We start from the raw sequence: 24,612 nt of genomic DNA, 5'->3' as shown, positions 1-24,612 counted from the left end.
TATAAAAAGTTGAAATGATATGAAAAAAGATAATTTCTATAAAATTCTTGAATTGTTATATGATCATATTCAAATTATTGATGCTGAAAATGGACAATCTTTAGAAATTGTAAATGCTTTGCATGTTTATCAACTGGTAGGGGAAGTGATCCCTAAACTTTTAAAAGGCTATGATCTGGAGCAAGGCTGGGTTGTGAGTGATACCAATAAGGTACAAGTTAAACGCCTGATTACTGCGCTGAAGAAAGTAAAAATTTTTCCTAGACCACATGTGAAAGATATAAACCGTAAGACATTTTCTGAACTAGGGCAGTTTCTGGAGTTTGTGGAGTCTTTCCAATACAAAGGAACAGTTAAAACAGAATATGGTGATATTGTTTTAGTGGATAAATCCTCTGGGATTTGGACATTGAATGAGGAAGATCATGCTGAGATGTTTGTAAAGGCATATCTTGACTACCGCTATAAAAAGCAAAGTGAACAATCACCCTCTGATCAAGAGCAAGATGCAATAACTCAGTTGTGGAGTGCATATCAAGATGATGCGCTTGAACTAAAGGCTTTAGATATAAAAGCAGATATTTCTTCACAATTAAAAAAGGCAGGGATGCTGTCTATTGTGGCAACTAAAATTATCATTAGAAAAAATGATCAACAATCCTCACAATTTGACGAGATGATTGCTGGTAAAGCCAATTTACTGAATGTTCTTGGTGGTGATCAAAATATTATCAGAATATTTTATAAATCATTTTTGGAAACCAAGGAAACGCTTGCGTATTATGCGGTGTTTTTTATCCAGTCAGTATTCTATCTGGATGAGACTGTCTTTATTGGAACGATCAATAAGCTACTTAAGGAATACGTTACTCAAACTTTTCAACTTTCAGTGAAGATTCATGTTCAGAATCTAAATCCTGTTTTGAGTAAAAATCTTATACCTGAACCCCAAAAAAGAGATTTTTTATTGGTTGATGGCGTAGAAGAAAGTTGGGAATTTGTTGAGCAGACGGTGCTTGAGTTTTTATATCAATTTGAAAGGTTGGGTAAATTTAGAGCAAGGACAGAGCCTTTGGAATATGCAACAGAGCTTACTTTTTATGCTGTTCGTAACAAGCTTCGTGCTATTGACATAAAAGCAGGCACTTTCCTCATTGAACCTGAATTAACCTATTTCCATGCCAATCAGATTCAAGAGCATGTTCCTCATCTTTTGTTTTTTTCTACGGGACAGCGTTCAAAGTATATTTGGGACATGATGCACTTGTCTAATCATGCAAGAGAATATATTGCAAGAATTGCCGTTATTTATCAGGAAAATTTTGCTGTATGGAAAATGCAAAAATATCTTGATTTGGCGATGTATATTGAAATTTTCATGATGACATTGATGGAAAGTGCGCCTAATGCCTTTTATTCTTTTGCATCAAGTGTGCGTGATACATTGAATCGAGGTGTAGAAAATCGTATTAGCCGACAACTGTTACAATTTGTTGTGATTTTCAGGAATCAGTATCAATTGGATGTAATGCAACACCAACTTGACGGTAAGATGATTTCGCATACATTGAAATATTTTTTTCATATCTACACAAGACAATTAAGTGATCAAGGGGATGCTGCTGTACTTGAACGTATTTTAGCTGCTGATCTTCGAGGAAGCCGTATTCAGAAGAAATTAGATGAGCTTCTATTTCAGTTTAGACTTAATCAGCCTTTATTCTTCAAAGCTGAGCCTCGTCCGAAATCACAAAAAATTCTAGGTGAAAAAAAGCGGATTAGACTTTACGCTCAAATCGTTGAGCCATCTTCCACACAAAGGACAATGACACCAACCCACCATTCTCAAAATTCTACTTCACTTGTACAAGCAGCTATACAACATTATGTAGGCAATCTAGAGCATACGGCAGATACGCCTCATAAATTGATTCATATTCAGCGTCATAAAAGTCGGCTAGAGAAAGTTCAGGGAATGTTAAAATATGCTATGAAAACTGATGTGGTAATCATACGTTGTTTATTTTATTGTGATGTTAATAAAGTAATGGATTATGCTTATTTTTCTAAAATATTTTCTACCATGTTGCAGGACAATAAAAAAAGAAAACCGATCTCTGATATGGCAGCGTATCTTGGTTATTGGGAGGGACGCAAGAGGACAAGCCAAAACCAGATTACCGATTATGCAGCGAATGTGGTACTGATGTTTAAATCACAGGCATTGCTGGAATATCCTGATTTATTTGCTCAACTGGAGCGTAACTGGCGTTCAGCTTGTCAGAAAATAGAAAGGGAATGTGATCCTGAGATCAGAATACAAGGCAGAGTGGATAAATTACAGATAGCTCAGACATTGCCAGAACTCCAATGTCATCAGTTGTTGGTGGAAACCACCCAAAAAATATTAGCCAGAAATATCGTGAATTATCTTGCCAGTTATATAGTTTATCAGGATTTGTTGGATGATGAGATTTATCAACAATTACCAAAATGGTTGATCAAGAAAACAACTACAACCAACAAGCCGAAAGCAAAAAAATCGGTAATGAAAAAATTATAACTTTAGCTTCCATTTTTACCTATAAAATCATGCCAATCGGTATGATTTTAGCTGTTTGCTATAGAAGTAGAGAAAATTGATTTTAAGTCTTTTGATGGTCATGTTCATGCAAGATTTTTGCTAGGATTATTATTTAATTATAATATTTATTAATCACTTAAATCTATGTATACCATCATCATATCCAAGATGATGATGGATTGTCATTAGAAGAATAATCAATCAATTGATCTAAATTATAAAAATACAGAACCAGCACTCCTATGAAATTTACCATAGGAGTATCCAAATGAACCAAGCAAAGACCCTACTTGATATTGAAAAATTCATGTCATCAGTGTGTAGACGAGACTATCACTGGGAAGACTTTGCACCTGATTATGATCAGTGGCTGGACGATGCAAGGGCTATCTATGATGAAGAGCTTGAATACAGTCCCTTGATTCAAGCCTATTTTGATTTAATGCCTGAACGGATTGATTGGGAAGATCAAGATATATTTGAGGATGATCAAGCATTTCGATCCTTTCAACGTCATCTCAAATACCAGCAGCAATATTTTATAGAAGATTTGGCAAATCAAAGTGATGACTATCACAACCGTTTGGATGATTATTTTGCCAGCCTTGTTGACCGTCATCGTAAATTATTATTGGTCAGGGTCGATTTATCCTATCGCTTTGAGCGTAGTCCCTGTATCCAACAGTTTGGCAACAACATCAGGAAGTTACTTAGTCGTATCCAAAACAAGGATACGATATTTAAAGATCAAGTTGGCTATGCCTATCGACTGGAACAGGGTGGCAAGAGCAAAGGCTATCATTGTCATTTACTGGTGATCTACAACGGTTCTGAGCGTTGCCGTGATGCTTATCTGGGACAATCTATCGGTGAGCTATGGCAGGATAAGATCACTCAGGGTAACGGTCTATTCTATAACTGCAATCAAAAAGAGCATAAACGCTATTACGAGGATGAAGGGACATGGGGTTTAGGTTTGGTGGAACGGCGTAATAAAACAGCAGTTACCAATGCCTATCACACCATTCATTACTTGACTCGCCATAAGCCTGACCAGTATTTAAGGGTGAAACTCAGTCGTAGAATGAATGTATTTCAAACTGGACAGACTAGATGGAAAGAATAAGACTTAATATTTTGATCATTGATTGATCATGCCTTTGGGCAGTTTATTACAGAGTCGTGTCTCTTATGGTTCTAACCCATAGGAGACATACATGAACCACATCAATTGTAATGAAACCCTCTTTCAGATCGAAGATTTAATGCTGAATATTTGTTTAAACCGATACTATTGGCGAGATGCGATTGTTGAACTGCAAAGAAACCGAGAAGCAGCGACCACTATTTATGATCCTGAACTTGAATATTCACCACTGTTACAAGGCTATTTTGATTTGATGTCGATGAGTCACGCATCAGATTCGGGTAGAACAATAAACCCACGTAGATCACCATTACAATCCAGAACGGCTTTTCAGAATTTCTGTGATGGACTCATGGATGAGCAGGATCATTTCATTCTAAGGCATAAACGACAACGTAAGCGTAACTACACCGCCATCAAAAATCACATTGAAGACCTACTGGATAGTGATTGTGAGTTTCAAGTGATACATGGAAACTTTAATAAACTGAACCATGAGGCTCAGGGTGTTTATCAGTTTCATCAAACCCTGACAGAATTTCGTAGTCGAATCTTGAAACGTGATACCTGTTGCGAAGATCTACTGGATTATTCGTGGGTGATTGAGCAAGACCGAGAAGAAGGTTTGATTTGTCGTTATATTTTCATCTATGTTGGGTCATCTGACATAGAGCTTGATAATTATGCTACAGATCGTACGGATAAGAATTATGAGTTAATCGAGGAAGAAAACCTCTTGAATATTATTCACACGCTATCAAACCACGATGTTGAAGATCAGTATTTACGTGCAAGGATTAAAGGGATGCGTTGCTTTGGATAAATGTTGATCCCAAAAAATTGAATCTACACACTATAAACATGAATGTTTATTTCATATATTCATTTTTTGGCTTGAGTCATGTGGGGATGTTGGGTCAATTCATCTCATGGGGTGCAGTAAAAAAATACGGTATGCCGATTTGTATTGAGGAAGACCCCTCTCAACTACATTACTGGGAGTACCCACATGACCAATCTCGTTGAATACCAATATCGTATCCTGAACATCAAAGCAGTGATTGAGATTACTGCATTAAGTCGTTCAACCATCTATGAAATGATCAATCCGAAATCGAACTATTACGATGCCAATTTTCCCAAACCAATTCATTTAACCCAGAATCGGGTTGGCTGGGTATCTCAGGAAATTTATGATTGGCTTGAATCTAAAATCGCCCAACGATCAGAGGCACACTGATCCACCCTGATACGGCTACATGGTTGAATCGCAACGAACTGGCATGATCCCAAAAAATCACAGATATATATCATTAACATGAAGATTGAATGTTTCTTTTATCCCTTACATTCAAAAACACAGGCTTGCCCATCGGTAAGCCTTTTTTCATTTAATGAGGTCTATCTTATGAATATTACATGTCCATATTGCTATTCAGCCAATGTTAGCCGTGCAACCGCACAGCCTACTGGCAATAACAGTTTTTCTTCGATGGCAGGTGCAGGGATTGGTGCGAGCCTTGCCAAAAGTTTGCCTACACCATTTTCACCATTACTTGGTGGGCTTGCAGGTGCAGTGGTCGGTGGCTTGATTGATAGTTTGGTTCAACCATCCCAATCACAGCAGCCTACGGCTTATTTTCATTGCAACAATTGCCAGTGCAATTTCAACTAAGGATGGGAGGAAATCATCATGGCACATCAACTTGAACAAATGGCGTATGTCGGTGAAACCCCGTGGCATGGTCTGGGTAATCACCTTACACAGGATCAACCCATTGAAGTCTGGGCACAGCAGGCAGGCATGGATTGGCGTATTGAATCATCCAATGTCAGTTACATGGCAAAGAATGATCGGGGACAAAGCATCATCCTGCCTTATGAAGAACAGCGTGTCTTGTATCGTTCTGATACCCATGCACCTTTATCAGTAGTCAGCCAACGCTTTCAGGAAGTTCAACCCAAAGAAATTCTGGAGTTCTATCGTGACCTTACGGAACAATCAGGCTTTGAACTGGAAACCGCAGGGGTACTCAAAGGTGGTAAAAAGTTCTGGGCATTGGCACGTACAGGACAGACTACCGCACTCAAGGGTAAAGATGTTAGCAATGGCTATATTCTACTGGCAACTGCATGTGATGGCACACTTGCCACGACAGCACAGTTCACTTCCATTCGGGTTGTATGTAACAACACCTTGGCAATCGCCTTACGCAATCGCAGTACCAGTGCAGGCGTAGTGAAAGTTCCACATAGCACTCGCTTTGATGCAGAAAAGGTCAAACAGCAACTCGGTATTTCCATTCGTGCATGGGATGAACACATGTATGAAATGAAGCAACTGAGTCAGCGTAAAGTCACCCAACAGGAAGCAGCTGCTTACTTTGATGCGGTGTTTAATAATACCAGTCTAAGCATTGCTGAACAGGATGACAACATTATCCAGTTCTACCGCAATGTGGCAAATGAAGCCCAAAACGCTGCAACCAATAAAACTGAACCGAATGGACGAGCTATGTCTAAAGTCATGGATATGTTTAATGGTCAGGGACGGGGTGCAGAACTCAGTTCAGCCCAAGGGACAGCCTATGGCTTGCTGTGTAGCATCACAGAGTTTGTCGATCACGAACGTCGAGCCATGAGTACCGATCACCGACTGGATTCAGCATGGTTTGGTACGGGTGCAGCCATGAAACAGCGAGGTCTGGAACAGGCGTTAAGAATGGTGTCCTAAGCAGTATAGGCATTTTTTATACCGTCTATTTCCCTCTACCCAAAACTCCCTTTTGCCACATCGCCCTGATGTGGCTTTTTTATGCCGCAATTTTAATTTTTACAGACATGGAGTATCTCATGAACCATATCGTTGAACCACAAAGCAGAAAATCCATACCACATTTACCGTTAGCTAAACCGAATCCCAGTCGTGCCAAACGCCTTGTTAAAACCAAAGGCATGAGCCGTGAACAATGGCTACAGGTACGCAAACAAGGCATCGGTAGCAGTGATGCCGCAGCAGCCTGTGGACTTAATCCTCACATGAGCATGTTGGAGCTGTGGATGATTAAAACAGGTCGGATGCAGAACCAGCCTGATCAACCCACCCAAAACAGTTATTCGCCTTTGTATTGGGGCAATCAGCTTGAACCTTTAATTGCCAATTATTACCAACACAAGACAGGTCATAAAGTGCGTAAGGTCAATGCAGTGTTACAGCATCCTGATCCCGACAAACACTTTATGTTAGCCAATCTGGACTATGCCGTTGTAGGCTGTGATGAAGTGCAGATATTGGAATGTAAATCTGTGGGGGAATGGGGAACCAAACTGTGGCGTGATGGTGTACCTTTATACGTGATTATTCAGGTACAGCACCAATTGGCAGTGACAGGCAAACAGGCAGCCCATATCTGTGCCTTAATCTGTGGGCATGAAGCCAAGATTTTTAAGGTTGAACGCAATGAGATTGTGATCAGCCGAATCATGGCTTCTGAACGGATATTCTGGAACTGTGTGGAAAGTGACACACCACCCAGTGTCGATGCCAGTGAATCAGCCGCCAAAGCCCTGCAATTGCTTTACCCACAACACATCCCTTTGCAGACCGTTGATTTCTCTACCTTAGAGGGTGTCGATCAACTGTTTACAGATCTGTTGCATGAGGAACAACAACTGGCACAGCACCAGACCAAGTATGACTATCTCAAGCATCGGATTCAGGCGTTAATGAAAGATGCCGAAAAAGCCATATTCACTCAAGGCACAGTGACATGGAAAAAATCCAAGGACAGTGTGGTACTGGATCAAAAGGCATTATTACAGGCACAGCCTGAACTCCTGCAACAGTATCCACAACCCCGTCAGGGCAGCAGACGGTTTAATATTTATTCTGCAACGGTATAAATAGTTGTCTTCACCTACCACATCAAACAATTTTATTTTCCCAAATTTTAAATTTGTGCAAAGCCACCCCCGTTTGCCCTTTCTCCAGTGATGAAGAAAGGGTGGTGGAGCAGCTTTGCATTTTTTTATGTTCGCACAATGTTTTCTCCCATGACCTGTGATTGGAAGTCGTTTCTTTCAGGAGGGTTAGCAATATGGTGTAGGAGACAGTGCCTTCAATGGATTTGGGGAATCCGTAAACAAATGCAATAAAGGATAATCACCATGATTAAAGGTTTAGCAATTACCCCACCTGTATTGGGACGTATCAGTATTGGCAAGATCGTTGAAAAGAATGGCAAGCGACTGCCTGAAAAGGATGACCAGTTTACTATTACCAGCCAGATTCAAAATAAAGATGGTTGGGTTAAACATCCACTGGATGAGCAGCTTCGGGAAAAGGCACAAAATGGAAAACTCCGTACCATTCCTGTACGGATGATCTTTAATGAGCCTGAACTCAATCTTCGGGCAGAGTACAGTTTATTTGATCGACAGACTGGACGTTTAATTTGCTCAGGCAATGGGGAAACCTGCCAGCGACTCGGACAGAACGGCGTTGAGCAACATCCTTGTCCGTCGCCTGATCTCTGTCCATTGGCACAGGGTGGGCTGTGTAAACCTTATGGCAGGCTGTATGCCAATCTGGATGAGTCGGATGAGTTTGGTACATTCATTTTTAGAACCACAGGTTTTAACAGTATTCGGACATTGGCAGCACGGCTGAGTTACTACCATGCGGCATCGGGTAATCTACTGTCATGCTTGCCTTTGCAACTGACTTTACGAGGTAAAAGCACCACGCAAAGCTATCGTACTCCGATTTACTACGTGGATTTAACTTTACGTGACGGTGTGAATTTACAGGATGCGATTGTTTCAGCCAAGCAGATTGACCAACAAAGCAAGGCAGCAGGATTTTATCAGGAGGCACTGGATTTTGTGGCACGGCAAGGCTATGGCAATGCCAGCTTTGAGGTGGGTGGTGATGAGGGGCTGGATATTGTGGAGGAGTTTTATAGTGATCAGCAAAATGCGGTTGAGGTACAGCCTGACGCAGCGTCCGTTCATCATAGAATGGATGATGTCACAGGCATAAAACAGGGGCTTCAGCAAAGTGTAAGGGCTGTAAATTAGGTCAAGGCCATTAGCAGAAAAATACAGAACTCGGGTTTGTATTGAGAGAAACACCTCTCGATCACAAACTGGGAGTAATAACATCATGTCAACTATTGAATATCAATATCAGGTTCTTAATATCACTGCTGTGATTGGAATTACGGCTTTAAGTCGTTCAACCATCTACGCTCTCATTAATCCCAAATCTGATTACTACGACCCAAGTTTTCCGAAACCTCTCCATTTGACAAAAAATCGGATTGGTTGGTTGTCAAAGGAAATCAACGATTGGCTGGAGTTAAAAATCGCTCAGCGAGAAGAGTAAGGGGAAAATGATCCCCTTATTTTTTTGTCTTAAATAGATTGGGTTGAGGAAGTTCATAGAGTATTTAAGCTGACAAATAACTTAGATAAATCAAATCTGATTGCTCTGGCTTGGATGTGGCATTACAGCTATAAAAAATTTCCCCATCAAACTTTTCCCCTAAGTGTTCAATAATGATCTCAGTTAAATCCTGAATCTTATCAAGTGAGAATGAAGATTGGTGCAGATTGAAATTGAGTATCACCGTACCGTCTTTCCCAATCGGGCTAAATAACGGTTTCACATTTTCATTCATTAACTGCTGTTCTTGTAACGAATGAATATTGATATAGCGTTGTCCTTTTTCAAAAGCATCCGACTGGTAAAGATCTGCTGGTTCGAGAAATAATTCTGGTGAGAAATAGGTTTTAATCAATGCATTAAAAACCTTTTCCAATGCCTGCTGATGGTTTTCATTGGATGCTTGCTGATAAATAATGGTATTAGATAAATGCTCAGGTAAAGGTGTTAGATTATTTTTGGCTGTAATCACGATGCTATGTTCACAGCCAATCGGAATTGCGGTTAATTCTGCCAAATCATCTACAATGATAACGGCAACTTTATTTACATCGGAAAATGGCAGTTCAGATAATGATTTCTGAATAATAGAAAAAGGGCGTAATTTCTCTGTTGTTGGATCAAAGAATTCGAGATGAAGATCAATATTGGAATAAATGTGAATCATCTGGAGTAATGAGTTATTTTGTGTTTGCATGAAATTAGCTCAATGAAAATGTTAGTAGAAAACATGATTGAGCTTATCAAATTTTGGGGGCAGAAAAACCCAGCCAAGTTTTGACTAGGTCATAGTTTGTCGCAGTGTTTAATCAATTAAATCAATATTTTTTAGGATTTAACCACAGGGTAAAAGGGTTTACCCCAAGTTTTGTCATTGGGATGATTCAGCATGACCTGTAGCATTTCAGGGATAATTGTAAACAGAATGGTGCAGGCATCTTTAAGCTGACTACGATTGACAGTACTGTTGAATGTCGCACCACCGTGAATAATCTGGTTACGCAAAGTATAGAGGTGATTAAAAACAGCGACCAAAATTTCAGGCGTATCTTTTTGGCTGAGTGCATTTAGGGCTTTTTGTTTATTACGTTCAAAACTTTCTAGCCATTCAGTTTCTGTAATTAATCCATTGTGATAATCCCAAAATTGCTGAAACGTAAATTTATTGTTCAGAATAATACGGATACTGCCTGAAAAGGTATTCCACACCGAATCATAAATATGGTGCTGTTGATCTAAATGGCAAATCCGATAAATAAATTGTACGAATAGTCCTTTATCTACACTACGAATACCTGCGCCTAAATCCTTGGCATACGCTGCATTAAAGGCAATCCATAAAAAGATAAATTGAGAATCAAAATCCTGCGCCTGTTGTGCTTGTTCAGCTTGTTGTAACCAACTGAGGGAACGATGAATGCGTAAACGGAAATCTTCATTAAACTGTTCTTTGCTCTGTTTAAATTGGTGCTGGATTTCCTGTAATAGCATGATTTTTATTTCCATTTTAAAGTCTGTTTTAGTCTAACGTAGTTTACTCCAACTGGCAAAATGATGGATGGAATTACAGAGCTGCTCTAAGCCACCACCAGCATGTCCAACCTGAATACCATGATAACGTGTTCCATCTTTTTTGGATTTTTCGACTATCGTTCGGATATGGGGAGAAGCTGACCATTGTCCATCACTGACAATCATGACATCTGCTTTTTTCCATTGTTCCTGATCAAGTCTTCGAATGGCATGTTCGATGGTATCAATATCATTTCCACCATGAAAGCTAAAGCCTAAAAACTCAAGTAGTCCTTGAATACCTGCCTTATTGAGTTTGAGTTCATGCTCAATTTTATTACCAGTGCCACTAAAGGCAAATAAATAGCAGGGGCGTTTTTCAGCATGGGCAGTTTTGGCTGCCTGTAGGGTGAGGGCTTTTGCGACCAGTTCAGGTTCGCCACTCATTGAGCCAGAAGTATCCAACACCACTAAAATAGGTCCTCGATCAAAACGTGGGCGAGGTTTTTGGACTTCAACTTGTTCATTGATTTCTGCCCAAGTTTTACTAATCTCTGTGCCTTGTACCCGATAGCTGAGTAGGGCTTGTTCATAACGGCGTGCATGCCATAGCATCTTTAATTGTGGATGTCCGAGAAATAAGGCTTCCTGTGGTAGCATACGGGCAATATTGCCGCTACGTTCAATTCCTGACATTTCTTCAGGAATATAATGAACGACTTTTTTCTGTATTTCTTCAACGACACGGGAAATACTTTCAAAAAAACTTTCGAGTACTTCATCATTAGCAATACTTTCTTGTAGGCGACCCAACGAATCCACAATCTTCTTAAATTCACTGATACGTTTAAGTAATTCTTGCAGGCGTTCGATATGTCGCCAATTTTGATGTTTTAAAATGCCTTTGGTCAGATCGACATCCCGACCCAGCATATTGCCTAGATCGCCAAACACATCGTCCAGTTTTTTCCAAGCCTTAACTTTGTCATTCCAGGCTTCATTGATCACAAGCTCACCCGAAAAATCAAATTGATCTGTAAATTCAGCATCATTAATCGGCTGATTGATACGTTTCAGGTTTTTAAATTTTTCTCGTTGCTGTTCTTGCCATTCTGCAAGTTGTTGTTGATATTCATATTGAACCAGATGCCATGTTTGTATGACATCCTGTAAAAGCTGTACTGTTAATTCATGCTGATCTTTCATAAAACGAGCAACATCTGCCTGCTTGAGTTGTTTTTCAACGTTCTCTGAAATATAAGCGGGTAGCCAATCAGGTTTTGGTGGTAGTTCTCCAGCCATGAGGTATTTATACCATTGCTGCATGGTACGGCTACGCTGCTCCAAAGTACCCACTGTTGAACAAATGACATGCTCTAATAGCTCCTGTGGGCAGTCATCCAAAAATGCATATTGGTCTTCGAGGTAATCGGCAGCAATGGTTTTAGCCATCATCACAATCCTTAAACTTATAAATGATCTTGATATGTCAATTTCAAAACTTGCAAGCGATTTTCCAAATCTTGAATCTGTGTAAGACTTGCTTGTAAAGTTTCAGTTGCAGGCTCAATAAAATCGGTATCAATCCATAAATGTCCACCATTCTGACTTTGTAAATCTTTTAAGTTTTTGGTGAGTTGTAATTTCATTAAGGCAATGTGCTTGAGATGATTTTCAACTTCTTCGGATTTTTGTTTATACCAGTGGGGTGTAGGTGTAGATTTTTTAGGTTCAGGTTTAGGCTGAACAGATTTTGGTTTTTCTTGTGGTTTAGGTTGTTGTGTAGCTGATGCAATGGCGGAAGAATTAATATTACCAAATTGTGTAAACCAACCCATGCTATTTCTCCTATTGTGTTAAAAATTCGCCAATAATTTCATCATTTTGGATAAGATGAGTTTCAGTCTTGAATTTCTTGGTTATTTTTCCATTTGTAGGCGCACGAATAACTTCGGTCTTAAAACCAGTAGTTTCAAAACCTATACGAAGTTCACAAAGGATTTCATCTTGATTGCATAAAACATTTTCGGCTTTAAACCATCTATTAATCACACCTGCTTTAATTGTTTTAGGGACTTTTAATTCATGAATATCTACTTGAGTATTTGATTGTGTGGATTTCGGTAACTTACCAACCTCTTTCTCTAAAACTTCAACCACTTTGACCAGATTATCAACATTAATCACAGCCTTACCGCAATACTGCTCATACATTTCTGCAACCAATTCAACCTGTTCAGGTTTTTCCCAAATACAATGTTGCACCAGCCAGCAATCCCAAATTGAAACCGTACTTTGACCATTGGTAAAGGCAGAAACTTTTAGCATATGAACAATCTTACGCCAACGACGATCAGAGACCTGAATCTGATTTTCATGGCACCATTTTCTTAACTCAACCAGAAAATTGACTACTTCGGCAGATAGCTCAATGTGATTGGCATTGTTTTGAATAAATTGTACTTCTTCAAGACTAAGCTGTTCGACATTTAAATCCTGATCATTATTTTTTAAAGTCAGGAGTTGTTTAAAACCTTGCCGACTGACAGGGGCAACATATTGTCGAAACAAGAAGCGGTCAAATAAGGCACTCAATTCTTCACTTTCAGGAAGTTCATTACTTGCACCTACCACAGAAAGTAGAGGCGCTTTTTCCCGAATAATTCCATTATCAAATTCACGTTCATTTAATAAGGTGAGCAGGGCATTTAAAATGGCACTATTGGCTTTAAAAATTTCATCTAAAAAGGCAATAGATGCCCGTGGTAAATAACCTTGTGTTAAACGGGTGTATTGATCTTGCTCCAGGGCTTTAATGGAAAGAGGACCAAACAATTCTTCAGGTACAGAAAAGCGAGTCAGTAAACGCTCAAAATAGGGTGTTTGCTTAAACATGAGATGGATGCGACGAGCCACCATACTTTTGCCTGTGCCAGGCGGGCCAATCAATAAAATGTGTTCACCTGATAATGTTGCAAGAAAGGCAAGTTTAATGGTTTGCTCACGCTCAATTAAGCCTTGCATCAACTGTTGTTGAATACGCTGAATTTTTTCAAATAATTGCTTTTGGTTCATGGTGTTATACGCAATATAAATTATACATAGAGTGTAAGTTTAGGTTTGATAAAAAGATAGTGATTAAAACTATGACCAAGTCATAGTTTGACGTGATGAAATCATCAACTTATGAGCCAAAGAATATACCGAGTCCGACTAAAACAATGAGCCCCAATGCCAAACGATTGAGCAGAGTAATAAAATTCCAGCCCTTTTTAATGGTCGCCCGATGTTGATAAACACGTTGAAGATTATAAAACACAAACAGTACATCAATAATCAAGGCAACTGGTAAACCAATCATCGTGACAATACCCAGCCCATTAATCAAAATAAGCAGAATGACTTTTTTAATGTTACTTTGGCTAAAAACAAGATGTTTAAAGAACAGACGTTTAATCATTTCCATATCGAATTCCCCCAAATCTGTATAAAAAAAAGGTGTACAAAAATCTGTACACCTATGTGGTTTTAAGCTAGGATTTTTTTAAGCTGTTGATATTCTTCTAAGGTTTTTTGTTTTTCAGCAAAGTCCTGACGAACCTGTTGTAACTCTTGTTCAAGTCCTGCAATTAGGGTTTGCAGTAAAGAATCACGAGTTTGTTCTAAGCTGTGCTGTAAATCCTGAGAAGATGTTTTAAACCGTTGCGATAACATTTCAAAAATTTTCTGCAATGATTGATTAAGTTGTTGTTTAAGTTGCTGAATATCACTACTTGAACGAACCTGACCGCTAAAATTACGGCTAATCAGCTCACTTGGATTGCCGATATCCAAATTTAGCTCAGGTAAATCTAGCTGATTGATGACACGATCCAGCGTATTTTTAAATTGTTTAGGATCAAAATCCTGACTGGATGTATTGAGTTCATCCACCAATGCCTTGCGTAAATCCAGTTTTAATTGGCTTGGGCGAACTAAATCATTAAAGTGATATTGAATATCGACCTTGCAATCACGGGCATATTGGCTAATTTGTTCCACTGCATCGGAAGCATTCAGATATTCATAGGTTGTGGTATAGCTACGATAACGTGTTTCAGTATTACCCCAAGTCCAAGGCTTATACCATTTTGAGGTACTGACTTCATACGAGCGTTCTTCTGTCTCTGTCCCCGTATGTGTGGTGATCTGACTATATTGTTGAATCCCTTTTTGCAAGTCACGGGTAATATCTTGAGTCGTGCTTTGCAGTTTATTAATTTGTTGATTAATCAGATTTTCCAGCTTCCCTGAAATGCGCTGAATCTGTTGTTCACATTTCTTTTGCTGCTGTTCCAGTTGCTGAATATCTTGCGTGTTCAAGGTATGGATACGTTGATCAATCATTGCAGTCAACGCTTGTACTTTATCTGTTAAATTTTCCTGAGCTTTGGGCAAAAGTTCTTGTTTCTTCTGTTCTAAAAGTTGGACTTTATTCTGGCGAGCCTGTTCATATTCTTGGCTAAGCGTTTTAAAGTTACCAATTCTTTCCCAGTCTGCTTGAGTAAATTGGTAATCACCCCATTCTTCCCCTAAACTTTGTAATTCCTTATAAGTATGCTGCATGGCGTTATCCCATTGAGATTGTTCCCAATGTGAAAAACCATAGGCAAAGGTACTGGATAGAATAGGTTTGGTCAGTGAGCGTAATAATTCGGCAACTTGTGGGCGACCTGCCTGTTCACGTTGTTCAGCAAGTTTTCCAAGTTCAGTTTCCGCACGACGATTGACACGTTTTTGAACATTGGTTTCACATTCTGCTAACGAATCACGGTTAAAACCATCATCAATAATCACAGAGTCATATTGTGCAGCCACTAAAACCATTTTCTGTACGCCACCTTGAGGGAGTTGGCTTGAGAGTAATTCAATATCAGATTGATCTAAAAACTGACTAGCACGAGAAAGAAAAAACACTACATCACAGCGTTTCATTTCTTCTTTGGTCTTTTCAGTACGGCTGAGTACAGGATCGTTCATTCCTGGCGTATCAATAATGTCAAAGCCTTTCAATTCTTCATTAGGTAAATACAGGCGTGTCATTTTGACCAAAGGGGTATATTGACCACTGTTGCCTGCATAGGTGTCCAGAACCTGCATCAGCTCATCTAAAGAATTGGCTTCAATCAGTTGTTTTTGTTGCTGCAATACCTGAGTAACATCCAGACCACTTTGCTTCACCATCGTGGTCAGTTCTTTTGCTACTTTAATTTGGTCATAATCGCCTTGTTGTTGTGCCAGTTGCTCAAGGTCTTGCCATTCCTCTGCTGTGTAGTATTCAACTTCCAGTACAGGTTTTTCACCGTAGGAAATGCGTGTTAGGTTTGCTGTTTTAGGTGTGGCTGCTGTAGGCAGAACGGGTTTGCCATTAAAAAGGAGAGCATTTAAAAAGCTACTTTTACCTGCCTTGACCTGCCCCATAATCGCAATATTCAGTGTTTGCTCTTCCTGATTAAAACGCTCGACCTGTTCTAATAACGGTTTTTTTAGGCTTAGAATATCCTGAATTTCATTAAAACGTCCCTGCCAAGGTTGTAATTGCTCAGAAAGTTGGTTCAATTTTTCTAGGTGTTGCTGAATGGTCATAAGACACTCTTTTTTATGATGAAATAAACTATTTCATGGAGTCTACCTGAATTCTTATAAAAAAATAGAGTCATTTCATCGGTCTAAGTCATAGTTTGACGTAGTAATTTTCATAGATTGTTTTATATTGAATTTCGATTGTATATGATCAACACATAATAAAATTTCAGGACAAGAGAATGTCATACCAAGAAGACTTTGATATCGCACAGCGTTATGATTTATTGTGCCGCGCCAGTCAGTCACATGTTGAACAGGAGGGGCAACGTTTACAACTTGCAGCCGATCTGGATGTATTGGACAAAATCATTAATCATGATTTGCCTGAACTGGCTCGTTCAGGTAGCCCTGATCATTTTGCCGATATTTTAAAAAGTCTCAATCTGGAATTAGAACATTTTAGGGAGTTTTGTGAATTTCCAGACTTGGCTCAAAAAGTTGTGGTAGGTGTTGGTGGCGCATTCAGTGCAGGAAAATCCAGTTTAATTAATACGCTTTTAGGGAAAAAGCGTTTAGTGGTAGAGATTGATCCAACAACTTCTTTACCGACTTATTTGTTGTATGGTGAACAGGAACAGATTACGGCACTTAATTTATTTCGCCGTCGTGTAATTTTATCTCAGGATGAATTTGCCAGTCTGACCCACGAAGAAAAAATAAAATATGGTAGTCAGATTGCAGGGCTATTGCGTTCAGCTTTTGTCAGTGATCCAGATTTTACTTGGAAAAATATCGCCTTGCTTGATACCCCAGGGTATAGCAAACCTGATAGTGAACAGTGGAGTGAGCGAACAGATGAATCTGTGGCACGTTCACAACTTAATTTGTCTAACTTTATCATTTGGGTGGTATCAGCAACACAAGGGACGATTTCCGAAGATGATTTAAAGTTTTTGGCAACTTTAAATGCGGATATTCCAAAGCTGGTTGTGGTCAGCCGTGCTGATGCGAAAACACCTGAAGATATTGCCAAAATTGCGGCTTTGATAAAACAAACAACAGCAGAACGAGGAGTTAATGTGCTGGATGTAGTTCCTGTATCTGCACGGAAGAAAAATGATTATCCAGTTCAGCCTGTAGTGAGTTTTTTGGAGAAATGGAATGAACAGAAAAAATGTTTAAGCTTTGCTCAAAATTTTAAACGGCAGTTTGTGGGTTATAGTCAATTTGTACAGAATAAACAACAACAAGCTAAAACTAAATTGGAACAAATAAATAAGTTATTATTTTTATCTGATCATACGGAACAAACACAAATTACTGAAAAACTACAATATATTGAAAAAGATAGTAACAAGGAATGGAGTGATTTAGCTAAAAAACTTGAAGAGCTACAAAGTCAGTTTTTTAAGAAAATGAATCAGCTTGCAAATTCAATAACGGGATATAAGGAACAGTTGATTGATATTGAAACACTATTGCAAGATCCAAATTGTTCAGCTGAAATATTACAGAGTTATGCTGAAAGTTTAGATAATGATATATTAGATATAATATATAAGCATCAAAATTGTCCTCAAATAGTACTTGAAAGGGCTTTATCTAAACCTGTGGGAAGCTTGTCTACAGAAAAAATTATAAATATATTTTCACGTGGTGAAATATATTTTAATGAAAAAAATCTATTAAATCATTATAATATGCTTTCTTCTAGTGAGAAGTTAATGTTGGTTGGTAAAAATATAGGTAAATTGGTAAAAAAATATCTTTCTAAAGAGGAGGATAAAATTATTTTATATGAGTTGTTAAAGAATAAAGAACTAGATGATGAAGATTTATTAAATATAGCATATTATTCTCTAAATAGTTTTTATTTGGCAAAAACACTACTAGGTGTTAAAAATCTTTGTATGGAAGCCCAAGTTATTCTGACAAAAAATGACAATGTGAGTATTAGGGCTAGTTTGGCAAAATTAACAAAAATAGAAGAGGTTCAAACTATATTAAGTAGCGATGAAAATGAGAGAGTTAGAAATCAATTATTATTGAATGATAGTTTACATGATCAAGTGAAAAATAGATTATTATCTGTAAGTTCAAATTTTAGAGTTAATCAAGAAAGTAAACATTTTTCTATAGTTCAGGAAGGAGATGATTGGGATAAACAAAATCTTGCTGAAAATTGGTGGATATCTAAGAAGATACAGTTAGCTTTAATTGATAGTTATGATGAAAGCATTAGAGGTTCTTTAGCCTCAAATCCGACTATAGATGAGGAAATACAGCTAAAATTAGTTGAATTAATAGGAGATAGTTGGATTGATTCCATTAAATATAGTTTAACAGATAATAGAAATTTGACGGGCTTAGCATTATATAAATTAATGGAAAAAGATAGTCTGTTATATGCTGATGATAGATTGTTTGATGGGAGAATAAAGTTCTCATCTGAACTACAGCAAAAGTTCTTTGATAAAGGTTTTATGACTCGATGTAGTTTGGGTAAGTATCCAAATTTAGATGAAGATATACAAATTAAATTTATAAATAGTTGGGATATTGATAATATAGTAGATAATAGTAATTTAACTAAAAAAGTACAAAATTTATTGATAGATAATGGAGAGTATTTAGATAGAATTTCATTAAATGAAAAATTATTTGATGAGATTTATTCTAGATTGGCTCATGTTGATTGTAATAAGGTTAGAGTAAATCTAATAAGAAATAAAAGTGTGAAGATGGAAGTTAAAGAGTATTTGTCTACTCTAAGTAATTTCTTGAGCTTCTCATTTGATATTATAATAAATAATAAAAATATTGATCATTTTGGTCAAAGTATTATATTAAATGAAGAAGATTTTTATGTTAAAAAAATAATGGTTGAAAATTCTATTTTAAATGAAAATATTCAAAATTCTATAGTTGAAGAAAATAATGAAACACTTGTTAGATGTATGTTGGAAAACCCATCATTAATTGAAATTTTACAGTTAAAATTTGTAAATCACTCCAACTCTTGGTTCAGAAGAAGTTTAGCTAAAAATACTAATCTAATAGAAAGAGTGCAACTTACTTTAGCAAGAGATGAAGAAGCCTCAGTAAGAGAAAGTTTAGCTAGTAATACGTCAATTACAAATAATGTTCAGTTAATCCTTGTAAATGATAGTGATGAATCTGTAGTTAAGACATTGGCTGAGAATAAAGGACTTTCGATTGATGCTCAGATAAAAATAATAGAAATTGGAAGTAAAGATATAATATATTATTTGGCTAGGAATGAGAATTTGCATATCAATGTTCAAGAAATTTTATCCAATTTTGACTGTTCTGATTATGATTCTAGAATCATACTAAATAACTTAGCATCTAATAGATGTTTACACCCTAATTTGCAAGAAAAATTAGTATTAAATGATGATTTGCACTCTAATCTGGCATCAAATGTAAATGTAATAGAAAAAGTTCAAAATATATTACTAAGTAAGTCTGATAACTATATTAATGAAATTCTTTATGAAAATATAAATTGCTCTATTTTGAGTAGAAGAGCTATTTTAGAGTCTTGAATTGATTTAAAGCCTTATCTTTTTATAAGATAAGGCTCTTTTAGTGATACTAATTAAGCTTTAATGCAATATATTTAAAAGTATATTTTATCTATTAAACTGAGATATAAGATTGATTTTGGTACTACTGATCCAAATACTCCTTAACCGCCTTAGCCAAAGCCATCATTGGTTTTTTAAGATTATCTTGAGGAACATAAAGACGTTCATCACCATTGACATAGAGCTTAGACTCATCCCGATCAAAACGAATGCTACGGATTTGATTGAGCCGAGTCACAAAACGCTTTCCAAGCATGTCTTTGCAATACAGTTCACTATGGGTAAGGAATAGACCATTTTCAGCATTTTTAAAAATGGTGGTGGTATCCACTAAAACCAGTGGATCATCATTATACTTACCGTACTCACCATCACCCTCAAAAGCATAAGCTTTGATGGCTTTATCAACCTTTTTACGCACACCGTAAATATCATCAATCAAATAGCTGCCTGCACTTGGGCGACTAATTTCATCTTCATAACTTTCTAAAATACTTTCCAATGAACGACGAGTAGGTTGTACAGCTTGAGCTTGGTTTCTAATTTGTTCAGCTCGTGCCAATAAATCCTGTGCTTTCTGCATTTCAAGGGCTTGGCGTTGACGTTCCTGTTCATCAGCAATTGCTTGGGCTTCTCGTTCAAGTTCGGCCTGATATTGGGCAAGTGCTTCCTGACGTTGCTGTTCAATCGCAAACTGTTGCGCTAAATAATGTTGCCATTGTGTTTCAATATCGACATTTGCCAGTTGTGCTAATTGGTAAATTTGTTCAAATAAATTTTTCTGGAAACTATCCAAATCCACCTGATGATGCAGTTCAGAAAGATGGGTTTTAATTTCTGCAAAATATTCAACAAAATTATCTAGTACCGATAAAATCTGTGGCTGAGCATTCCAGTCTTCTAAATATTGATTTAAAAGAGAACGATCAAAGCCTTGAGACTGTCGAGCAGAATAGGTGAGTACGGCTTCCACTTGAATGTCGTGTTGAGTGAGTGTTTGGGCCGTCACAGATTGAATCAGTTCTAAATCAATTTCAGTCTTTTTATCAGCACGGCTAATAATAATCAGTTTGGGAATATCGGCTTTTAGTGTTTTTAGAAATTGTAGGTCACTTTCAGAAATGACACCTTGATCCGCAGAAATCAGCCAAATAATCCGTTGTGCATCATTGAGTTGAACTTTGGCGATGTGGGCATCACAATTTCCTTGCTCAGAGCTTTCAGTATTACTATAGCCTGGCGTATCGAGGAAAGATAAATTTTGCCAAGGAAAATGAGCTTGTTCTACAATAATTAAATCAATACTGTTGATTAAAGCCCTATCATCCTGCTCAGCATGATGGGTTAAATTTTTAAATTGCTCGGTTGAGAGCGTTTGGTTTTCTCCTGACTTTAGAATTGCAGTAATCCGATTGTCTGTGCCTTGTACCAAATAAGTTGGAATAGAAGTGGTTGGATCAATTTCCACGCTCAGTAGTTTCTGTCCCAATAGCCCGTTGAGAAAACTGGATTTGCCTGCACTAAATGCGCCACCAATACCAATAATAAAACGATTGTTGAGCTGAGGTGATACACAGAGTTTATAGAAATGGTCTAACTCATGCTGAAAATCCAGCCCCAATTGATTTGCCTGATCCAGAGGTAAATGGGTTTTAAATTGGGTAATATTCTGTTTAAAGTATTGCTTAAGCTGTTGGTATCTGTTTTGAACATCGGTATGTATATTTGACATTTTAAAGTCCAATCTATTGATTTTATGATGTGTTGTCTGACAGATCTTATTGATACTGCAAAAATATAAATAAGATCTGCTGGTTAAAAATTAAGGATTCAGTGCTTGAAGAACCTGATTCAGCGTTGTGAGGTCCTGTTGATAGATAGCACGTTGTTGTTCCTGTTCAGCTTCACCTTGTTGTAGTTGTTGCGCCAATTGAGCTAAGGCAAGTTGAGCCTGTTGATATTTTTCATCAATTTGCTGCTGCACATTTTGTTCAACCTGTTGTAACTGTGCCGTTAAAATTTGACGCAAATTTAATTCTACTTGTCCCATAACTTGTGGAATGAGGGTTGCTTGCACATAAGAGCGAGCTTGCTCACGTTGTTCAGCCCGTTGCTGTTCTTTCTGGCTATCAGAAATAAATTTTCCTAAAATTGTGGTAATAATTGGAATAATCACCGCAGCATAAGGGAAGCTTCTTAGCACGATAGGGAGTAGAGTTGCTGCACCAGTCAAGATTGTTGTATTCAATCCATCATTGTCAGAAGCTTCAAAATTAAAATTTTGATTGATTTTAAGTTGTTCAGGTAATTCTGATTCAATACGATGTAAATATTTTTCCACCAACGGTTTAAAGTAACGCTCCATACCCTCGGTCATGCCAATACGCACAGAGTAGGTAATCTGTTGTTGAATGTCGCTACCTTGATGAAGCACACTATTAGCGAAACTATCAGTTTCACCTGTTAAACGACTACGGATATGTTGAGTAATCTGTGACAATACATCATTAAAACGGCTGTTAATCTGTTGATGCTCTTGCTTTAATTTTTGTTGGAAGTGCTGCATTTCCTCCTGCATCTCAGTTTGTTTTAACTTCAAACTTTCGAGATCAAGGTTGTCCTGATTATTCAAAACTTCAATATGTTGTTGCAAAGTCGCAATCGTATCTATGGATTGCTTGACCACCGTTTCTTTAAAACGTTGTTCACTACGTTGTTCCAATTCCTGTAAAGCAACGATAACCGTATCAAACTGTTTACGGGAAGCAGCGACCACATTCAGGTAGTTATCGGGTGGTAGGATTGCTTGCACCTGTTGTTTAACCTGTTGTTTGATTGCTTCTATATCTTCGGCAGAACGTTTGTCACTTTTAGAAATAATGACCAGTACAGGCGCTTGATGTAGGGCTAATTCTGCAAGAAAATTTTTAATACTTTCCTTGAGTGTACCCTCCTCAGAACTCACCATAATGCAGTAGGCAAGACTACGTCCGAGATAATGATGAATTGCCTGACTATGTGCCTCTGATTTAGAGTCCAATCCTGGCAAGTCTGCTAAACATAAATGGGGTAAAGACTGGAGTAGTGGATTATTCAGTTTGACCTCAACATGACCATTTGCCCCCAAATCGTCAAAATCTTGAGATTTTAATTGTTCAAAGGATAATTCCTTAACAAACTGATTATCTTTAAACCCTAAAATTTGATCTGTTTCTGCAAAACTGATTTCTGTTGCCAAATTACTGGCTGGGTCTATTTCAACCGCTAATAGTTTTTGAGCCAGTAACGCATTAATTAATGAAGATTTTCCTGCACTAAATGCACCAATCAAAGGAATGCGGACTTTAAAGTTCTGACTATTTTTTGTCAGTTCTTGAAATTTGTTGCTATCAAGCTGGTATTTTTCATACAGGTTTTGAATTTTTGGTAAATCCTGAATGAGTGTTTGTTGCTGTTGAAACATCTTAAACCCCTGATTGTATAGGTATAACTATTTATAACGAATTGATTTTTAATCTAGTGATGATTATAGGAGATAAATCATTTAAAAAAAGACTGAACCAAAAGGAGTCAGTCTTAGTTTGACGCACTGGTTTGATAAAAATATTCAATTACCTGAAATCTGTACTATTCTTTCAGTGCTTGTGCCAGTTCGGGCATTTCATACTGTTCCAGTATTGTTACCAACTCTTGAAGCACCTTGCGAGTCTCTCTTTCATCAATATTAAAAGTATCCCGATAAATTTCTGACACTTTATTACCAATACCATGAATAAGTTCACCAATGATAGAGGGTTCAACCATACCGTATCCACCACCACGAGGTCGATTAAATATGTCTGAAAGACTGGTATCGTTATTGGACATTGTTGCATTGGATGTAATTAATTTTGCCTTTTGCAATAAAGGGGCTAGTTCGGCAAGCGTATGCTCGGGCAAAAGATCACTGAGTTCCTCATCGACTAACCGTAAAATAAGTGCTTGAGTAATGCTGAGTCCCTTGACTGTGGTCTCAATCCGTTTCCAACGCCAGCTATACGGCATACAGTCACGACGACATTCCAGAGGAAATAACTTTTCCAGTAAATTTAAGTCACGCTGTATAGTACGCTGCGTAGCATCAATTCCTTGATTTCTTAAATGAGTTTCTATATCTGCGGTACTCACATATTTGCTATCCAATAAAAATTGAATAATTTTCCATTGTCGGCTGATAACTTTCGATGATTCTTGACTCATGATGTACTCAAGTAATTTTTTGCCAAGTGTAATCGTCTTTTTTAGGAAAATTAAGAGGATAAAATATATAGTAGGTCGTAGTTTGACGTACTTAATTGATTGTTTTCTTTTATAATAATTAGCGTGTAAAAAATAAATTATTTTTTGAAAAAAGGGACACAACCTGTCCCTGTGGCAAGATAGGATGACAGATTATTAATCTTCGGAGGCTGGTTCAGCAGATGAGGATGAGTTTTTTAGTACAGCATCTATACCAGCATGAGGATCAACACCGAGGGCAGTACAGTACCAAATATATTCAATGACATCTAAACGGCGTTCGCCTTGTTCAACTTTATATATAAATGAATGAGGTCGTGCCATACGTGTAACAAGATTGTGCATCATGAGATTTTGTGACTTACGCTGGCTTTTAAGCTAGTCCTGTAAGGCAAGCATTTCGTCTTTATAGATACTTCTTGTCATCACGCATATTTATGATATATTTAATTTTTTACCAAAATAGAAA

At 37.6% G+C, this 24,612-nt stretch carries 21 protein-coding genes; 10 read left to right on the top strand and 11 right to left on the bottom strand.

Features of this window, described 5'->3' with window-relative positions; translation table 11 throughout:
* Positions 1-19: 19 nt before the first annotated feature.
* From F908_RS03290 to F908_RS03250, 9 genes are all read left to right on the top strand, one after another.
* A complete protein-coding gene (locus F908_RS03290) occupies positions 20-2,563 on the top strand; it encodes a hypothetical protein (RefSeq protein ID WP_005157525.1) in 2,544 nt (847 codons plus the stop codon).
* 289 nt (positions 2,564-2,852) lie between these two features.
* Positions 2,853-3,710 carry a YagK/YfjJ domain-containing protein gene (locus F908_RS03285; protein ID WP_005157522.1) on the top strand — a complete coding sequence of 286 codons (858 nt, stop codon included), beginning with the start codon at positions 2,853-2,855 and terminating at the stop codon, positions 3,708-3,710.
* 91 nt (positions 3,711-3,801) lie between these two features.
* The gene (locus tag F908_RS03280; RefSeq protein WP_005157519.1) at positions 3,802-4,554 is read left to right on the top strand and encodes a hypothetical protein; all 753 of its coding nucleotides are present in this window, start codon (positions 3,802-3,804) and stop codon (positions 4,552-4,554) included.
* Between the two features lie 186 nt (positions 4,555-4,740).
* Complete coding sequence (locus F908_RS03275; RefSeq protein ID WP_005157513.1) at positions 4,741-4,971, top strand: helix-turn-helix transcriptional regulator; 231 nt, start codon at positions 4,741-4,743, stop codon at positions 4,969-4,971.
* Positions 4,972-5,139: 168 nt separating this feature from the next.
* Positions 5,140-5,406 (top strand): hypothetical protein, encoded by a 267-nt coding sequence (locus F908_RS03270; protein ID WP_005157510.1) that lies wholly within the window; start codon positions 5,140-5,142, stop codon positions 5,404-5,406.
* 18 nt (positions 5,407-5,424) lie between these two features.
* Entirely contained in the window at positions 5,425-6,465 is a 1,041-nt protein-coding gene (locus tag F908_RS03265) for a DUF932 domain-containing protein (protein WP_005157506.1), read from the top strand.
* A gap of 119 nt (positions 6,466-6,584) precedes the next feature.
* Positions 6,585-7,634 (top strand): YqaJ viral recombinase family nuclease, encoded by a 1,050-nt coding sequence (locus F908_RS03260; protein WP_005157504.1) that lies wholly within the window; start codon positions 6,585-6,587, stop codon positions 7,632-7,634.
* Between the two features lie 264 nt (positions 7,635-7,898).
* Entirely contained in the window at positions 7,899-8,810 is a 912-nt protein-coding gene (locus F908_RS03255) for a recombination directionality factor (RefSeq protein WP_005157502.1), read from the top strand.
* Between the two features lie 85 nt (positions 8,811-8,895).
* Entirely contained in the window at positions 8,896-9,117 is a 222-nt protein-coding gene (locus F908_RS03250; protein WP_005157501.1) for a helix-turn-helix transcriptional regulator, read from the top strand.
* A gap of 64 nt (positions 9,118-9,181) precedes the next feature.
* Here F908_RS03250 and F908_RS03245 read toward each other — a convergent pair whose 3' ends face one another.
* The 7 genes from F908_RS03245 to F908_RS03215 all read right to left on the bottom strand — a co-directional run bounded on the left by F908_RS03245 (position 9,182) and on the right by F908_RS03215 (position 16,314).
* Positions 9,182-9,874 (bottom strand): hypothetical protein, encoded by a 693-nt coding sequence (locus tag F908_RS03245; RefSeq protein ID WP_005157499.1) that lies wholly within the window; start codon positions 9,872-9,874, stop codon positions 9,182-9,184.
* A gap of 131 nt (positions 9,875-10,005) precedes the next feature.
* The gene (locus F908_RS03240) at positions 10,006-10,668 is read right to left on the bottom strand and encodes a HEPN domain-containing protein (protein ID WP_005157496.1); all 663 of its coding nucleotides are present in this window, start codon (positions 10,666-10,668) and stop codon (positions 10,006-10,008) included.
* Between the two features lie 33 nt (positions 10,669-10,701).
* The gene (locus F908_RS03235; protein ID WP_005157489.1) at positions 10,702-12,144 is read right to left on the bottom strand and encodes a vWA domain-containing protein; all 1,443 of its coding nucleotides are present in this window, start codon (positions 12,142-12,144) and stop codon (positions 10,702-10,704) included.
* Between the two features lie 14 nt (positions 12,145-12,158).
* Positions 12,159-12,527, bottom strand: a complete 369-nt coding sequence (locus F908_RS03230) for a hypothetical protein (RefSeq protein WP_005157486.1) — start codon at positions 12,525-12,527, stop codon at positions 12,159-12,161.
* 10 nt (positions 12,528-12,537) lie between these two features.
* Positions 12,538-13,764, bottom strand: coding sequence for an AAA family ATPase (locus tag F908_RS03225; protein ID WP_005157484.1), 1,227 nt, complete (start codon positions 13,762-13,764; stop codon positions 12,538-12,540).
* Positions 13,765-13,873: 109 nt separating this feature from the next.
* Positions 13,874-14,155 (bottom strand): hypothetical protein, encoded by a 282-nt coding sequence (locus F908_RS03220; RefSeq protein WP_005157469.1) that lies wholly within the window; start codon positions 14,153-14,155, stop codon positions 13,874-13,876.
* Between the two features lie 62 nt (positions 14,156-14,217).
* Positions 14,218-16,314: a dynamin family protein gene (locus F908_RS03215; protein ID WP_005157467.1), complete on the bottom strand. Its 2,097-nt coding sequence runs from the start codon at positions 16,312-16,314 to the stop codon at positions 14,218-14,220.
* A gap of 179 nt (positions 16,315-16,493) precedes the next feature.
* On the opposite strand from F908_RS03215, the gene F908_RS03210 reads away from it, so the two are divergent.
* On the top strand, positions 16,494-19,823 hold the full coding sequence (locus F908_RS03210) for a dynamin family protein (protein WP_005157465.1): 3,330 nt from the start codon (positions 16,494-16,496) through the stop codon (positions 19,821-19,823).
* 124 nt (positions 19,824-19,947) lie between these two features.
* Here the strand turns inward: F908_RS03210 and F908_RS03205 are convergent, their stop codons facing one another.
* The 4 genes from F908_RS03205 to F908_RS03190 all read right to left on the bottom strand — a co-directional run bounded on the left by F908_RS03205 (position 19,948) and on the right by F908_RS03190 (position 24,491).
* Positions 19,948-21,597: a dynamin family protein gene (locus F908_RS03205; RefSeq protein WP_005157462.1), complete on the bottom strand. Its 1,650-nt coding sequence runs from the start codon at positions 21,595-21,597 to the stop codon at positions 19,948-19,950.
* Positions 21,598-21,687: 90 nt separating this feature from the next.
* A complete protein-coding gene (locus tag F908_RS03200; RefSeq protein WP_005157460.1) occupies positions 21,688-23,328 on the bottom strand; it encodes a dynamin family protein in 1,641 nt (546 codons plus the stop codon).
* A 164-nt stretch (positions 23,329-23,492) separates the two neighbouring features.
* Positions 23,493-24,104, bottom strand: coding sequence for an arginine repressor (locus F908_RS03195; protein ID WP_005157459.1), 612 nt, complete (start codon positions 24,102-24,104; stop codon positions 23,493-23,495).
* Between the two features lie 195 nt (positions 24,105-24,299).
* Entirely contained in the window at positions 24,300-24,491 is a 192-nt protein-coding gene (locus tag F908_RS03190) for a hypothetical protein (RefSeq protein WP_005157458.1), read from the bottom strand.
* Between the last annotated feature and the right edge of the window lie 121 nt (positions 24,492-24,612).

The organism is Acinetobacter sp. NIPH 284 (assembly GCF_000369425.1).
Classification (GTDB): Bacteria; Pseudomonadota; Gammaproteobacteria; order Pseudomonadales; family Moraxellaceae; genus Acinetobacter.
Note: the sequence above shows the minus strand (reverse complement) of the source record. Positions and strands in the feature narration are given on the sequence as shown.

What these genes read in the sequence shown, in the direction of transcription:
- F908_RS03190 (WP_005157458.1), bottom strand. Translation starts at nt 24,491, where the DNA reads ATGATGCACAATCTTGTTACACGTATGGCACGACCTCATTCATTTATA.
- F908_RS03255 (WP_005157502.1), top strand. Translation starts at nt 7,899, where the DNA reads ATGATTAAAGGTTTAGCAATTACCCCACCTGTATTGGGACGTATCAGT.
- F908_RS03205 (WP_005157462.1), bottom strand. Translation starts at nt 21,597, where the DNA reads ATGTCAAATATACATACCGATGTTCAAAACAGATACCAACAGCTTAAG.
- F908_RS03220 (WP_005157469.1), bottom strand. Translation starts at nt 14,155, where the DNA reads ATGGAAATGATTAAACGTCTGTTCTTTAAACATCTTGTTTTTAGCCAA.
- F908_RS03215 (WP_005157467.1), bottom strand. Translation starts at nt 16,314, where the DNA reads ATGACCATTCAGCAACACCTAGAAAAATTGAACCAACTTTCTGAGCAA.
- F908_RS03250 (WP_005157501.1), top strand. Translation starts at nt 8,896, where the DNA reads ATGTCAACTATTGAATATCAATATCAGGTTCTTAATATCACTGCTGTG.
- F908_RS03290 (WP_005157525.1), top strand. Translation starts at nt 20, where the DNA reads ATGAAAAAAGATAATTTCTATAAAATTCTTGAATTGTTATATGATCAT.
- F908_RS03275 (WP_005157513.1), top strand. Translation starts at nt 4,741, where the DNA reads ATGACCAATCTCGTTGAATACCAATATCGTATCCTGAACATCAAAGCA.
- F908_RS03200 (WP_005157460.1), bottom strand. Translation starts at nt 23,328, where the DNA reads ATGTTTCAACAGCAACAAACACTCATTCAGGATTTACCAAAAATTCAA.
- F908_RS03210 (WP_005157465.1), top strand. Translation starts at nt 16,494, where the DNA reads ATGTCATACCAAGAAGACTTTGATATCGCACAGCGTTATGATTTATTG.
- F908_RS03265 (WP_005157506.1), top strand. Translation starts at nt 5,425, where the DNA reads ATGGCACATCAACTTGAACAAATGGCGTATGTCGGTGAAACCCCGTGG.
- F908_RS03260 (WP_005157504.1), top strand. Translation starts at nt 6,585, where the DNA reads ATGAACCATATCGTTGAACCACAAAGCAGAAAATCCATACCACATTTA.
- F908_RS03240 (WP_005157496.1), bottom strand. Translation starts at nt 10,668, where the DNA reads ATGCTATTACAGGAAATCCAGCACCAATTTAAACAGAGCAAAGAACAG.
- F908_RS03225 (WP_005157484.1), bottom strand. Translation starts at nt 13,764, where the DNA reads ATGAACCAAAAGCAATTATTTGAAAAAATTCAGCGTATTCAACAACAG.
- F908_RS03235 (WP_005157489.1), bottom strand. Translation starts at nt 12,144, where the DNA reads ATGATGGCTAAAACCATTGCTGCCGATTACCTCGAAGACCAATATGCA.
- F908_RS03230 (WP_005157486.1), bottom strand. Translation starts at nt 12,527, where the DNA reads ATGGGTTGGTTTACACAATTTGGTAATATTAATTCTTCCGCCATTGCA.
- F908_RS03195 (WP_005157459.1), bottom strand. Translation starts at nt 24,104, where the DNA reads ATGAGTCAAGAATCATCGAAAGTTATCAGCCGACAATGGAAAATTATT.
- F908_RS03270 (WP_005157510.1), top strand. Translation starts at nt 5,140, where the DNA reads ATGAATATTACATGTCCATATTGCTATTCAGCCAATGTTAGCCGTGCA.
- F908_RS03285 (WP_005157522.1), top strand. Translation starts at nt 2,853, where the DNA reads ATGAACCAAGCAAAGACCCTACTTGATATTGAAAAATTCATGTCATCA.
- F908_RS03280 (WP_005157519.1), top strand. Translation starts at nt 3,802, where the DNA reads ATGAACCACATCAATTGTAATGAAACCCTCTTTCAGATCGAAGATTTA.
- F908_RS03245 (WP_005157499.1), bottom strand. Translation starts at nt 9,874, where the DNA reads ATGCAAACACAAAATAACTCATTACTCCAGATGATTCACATTTATTCC.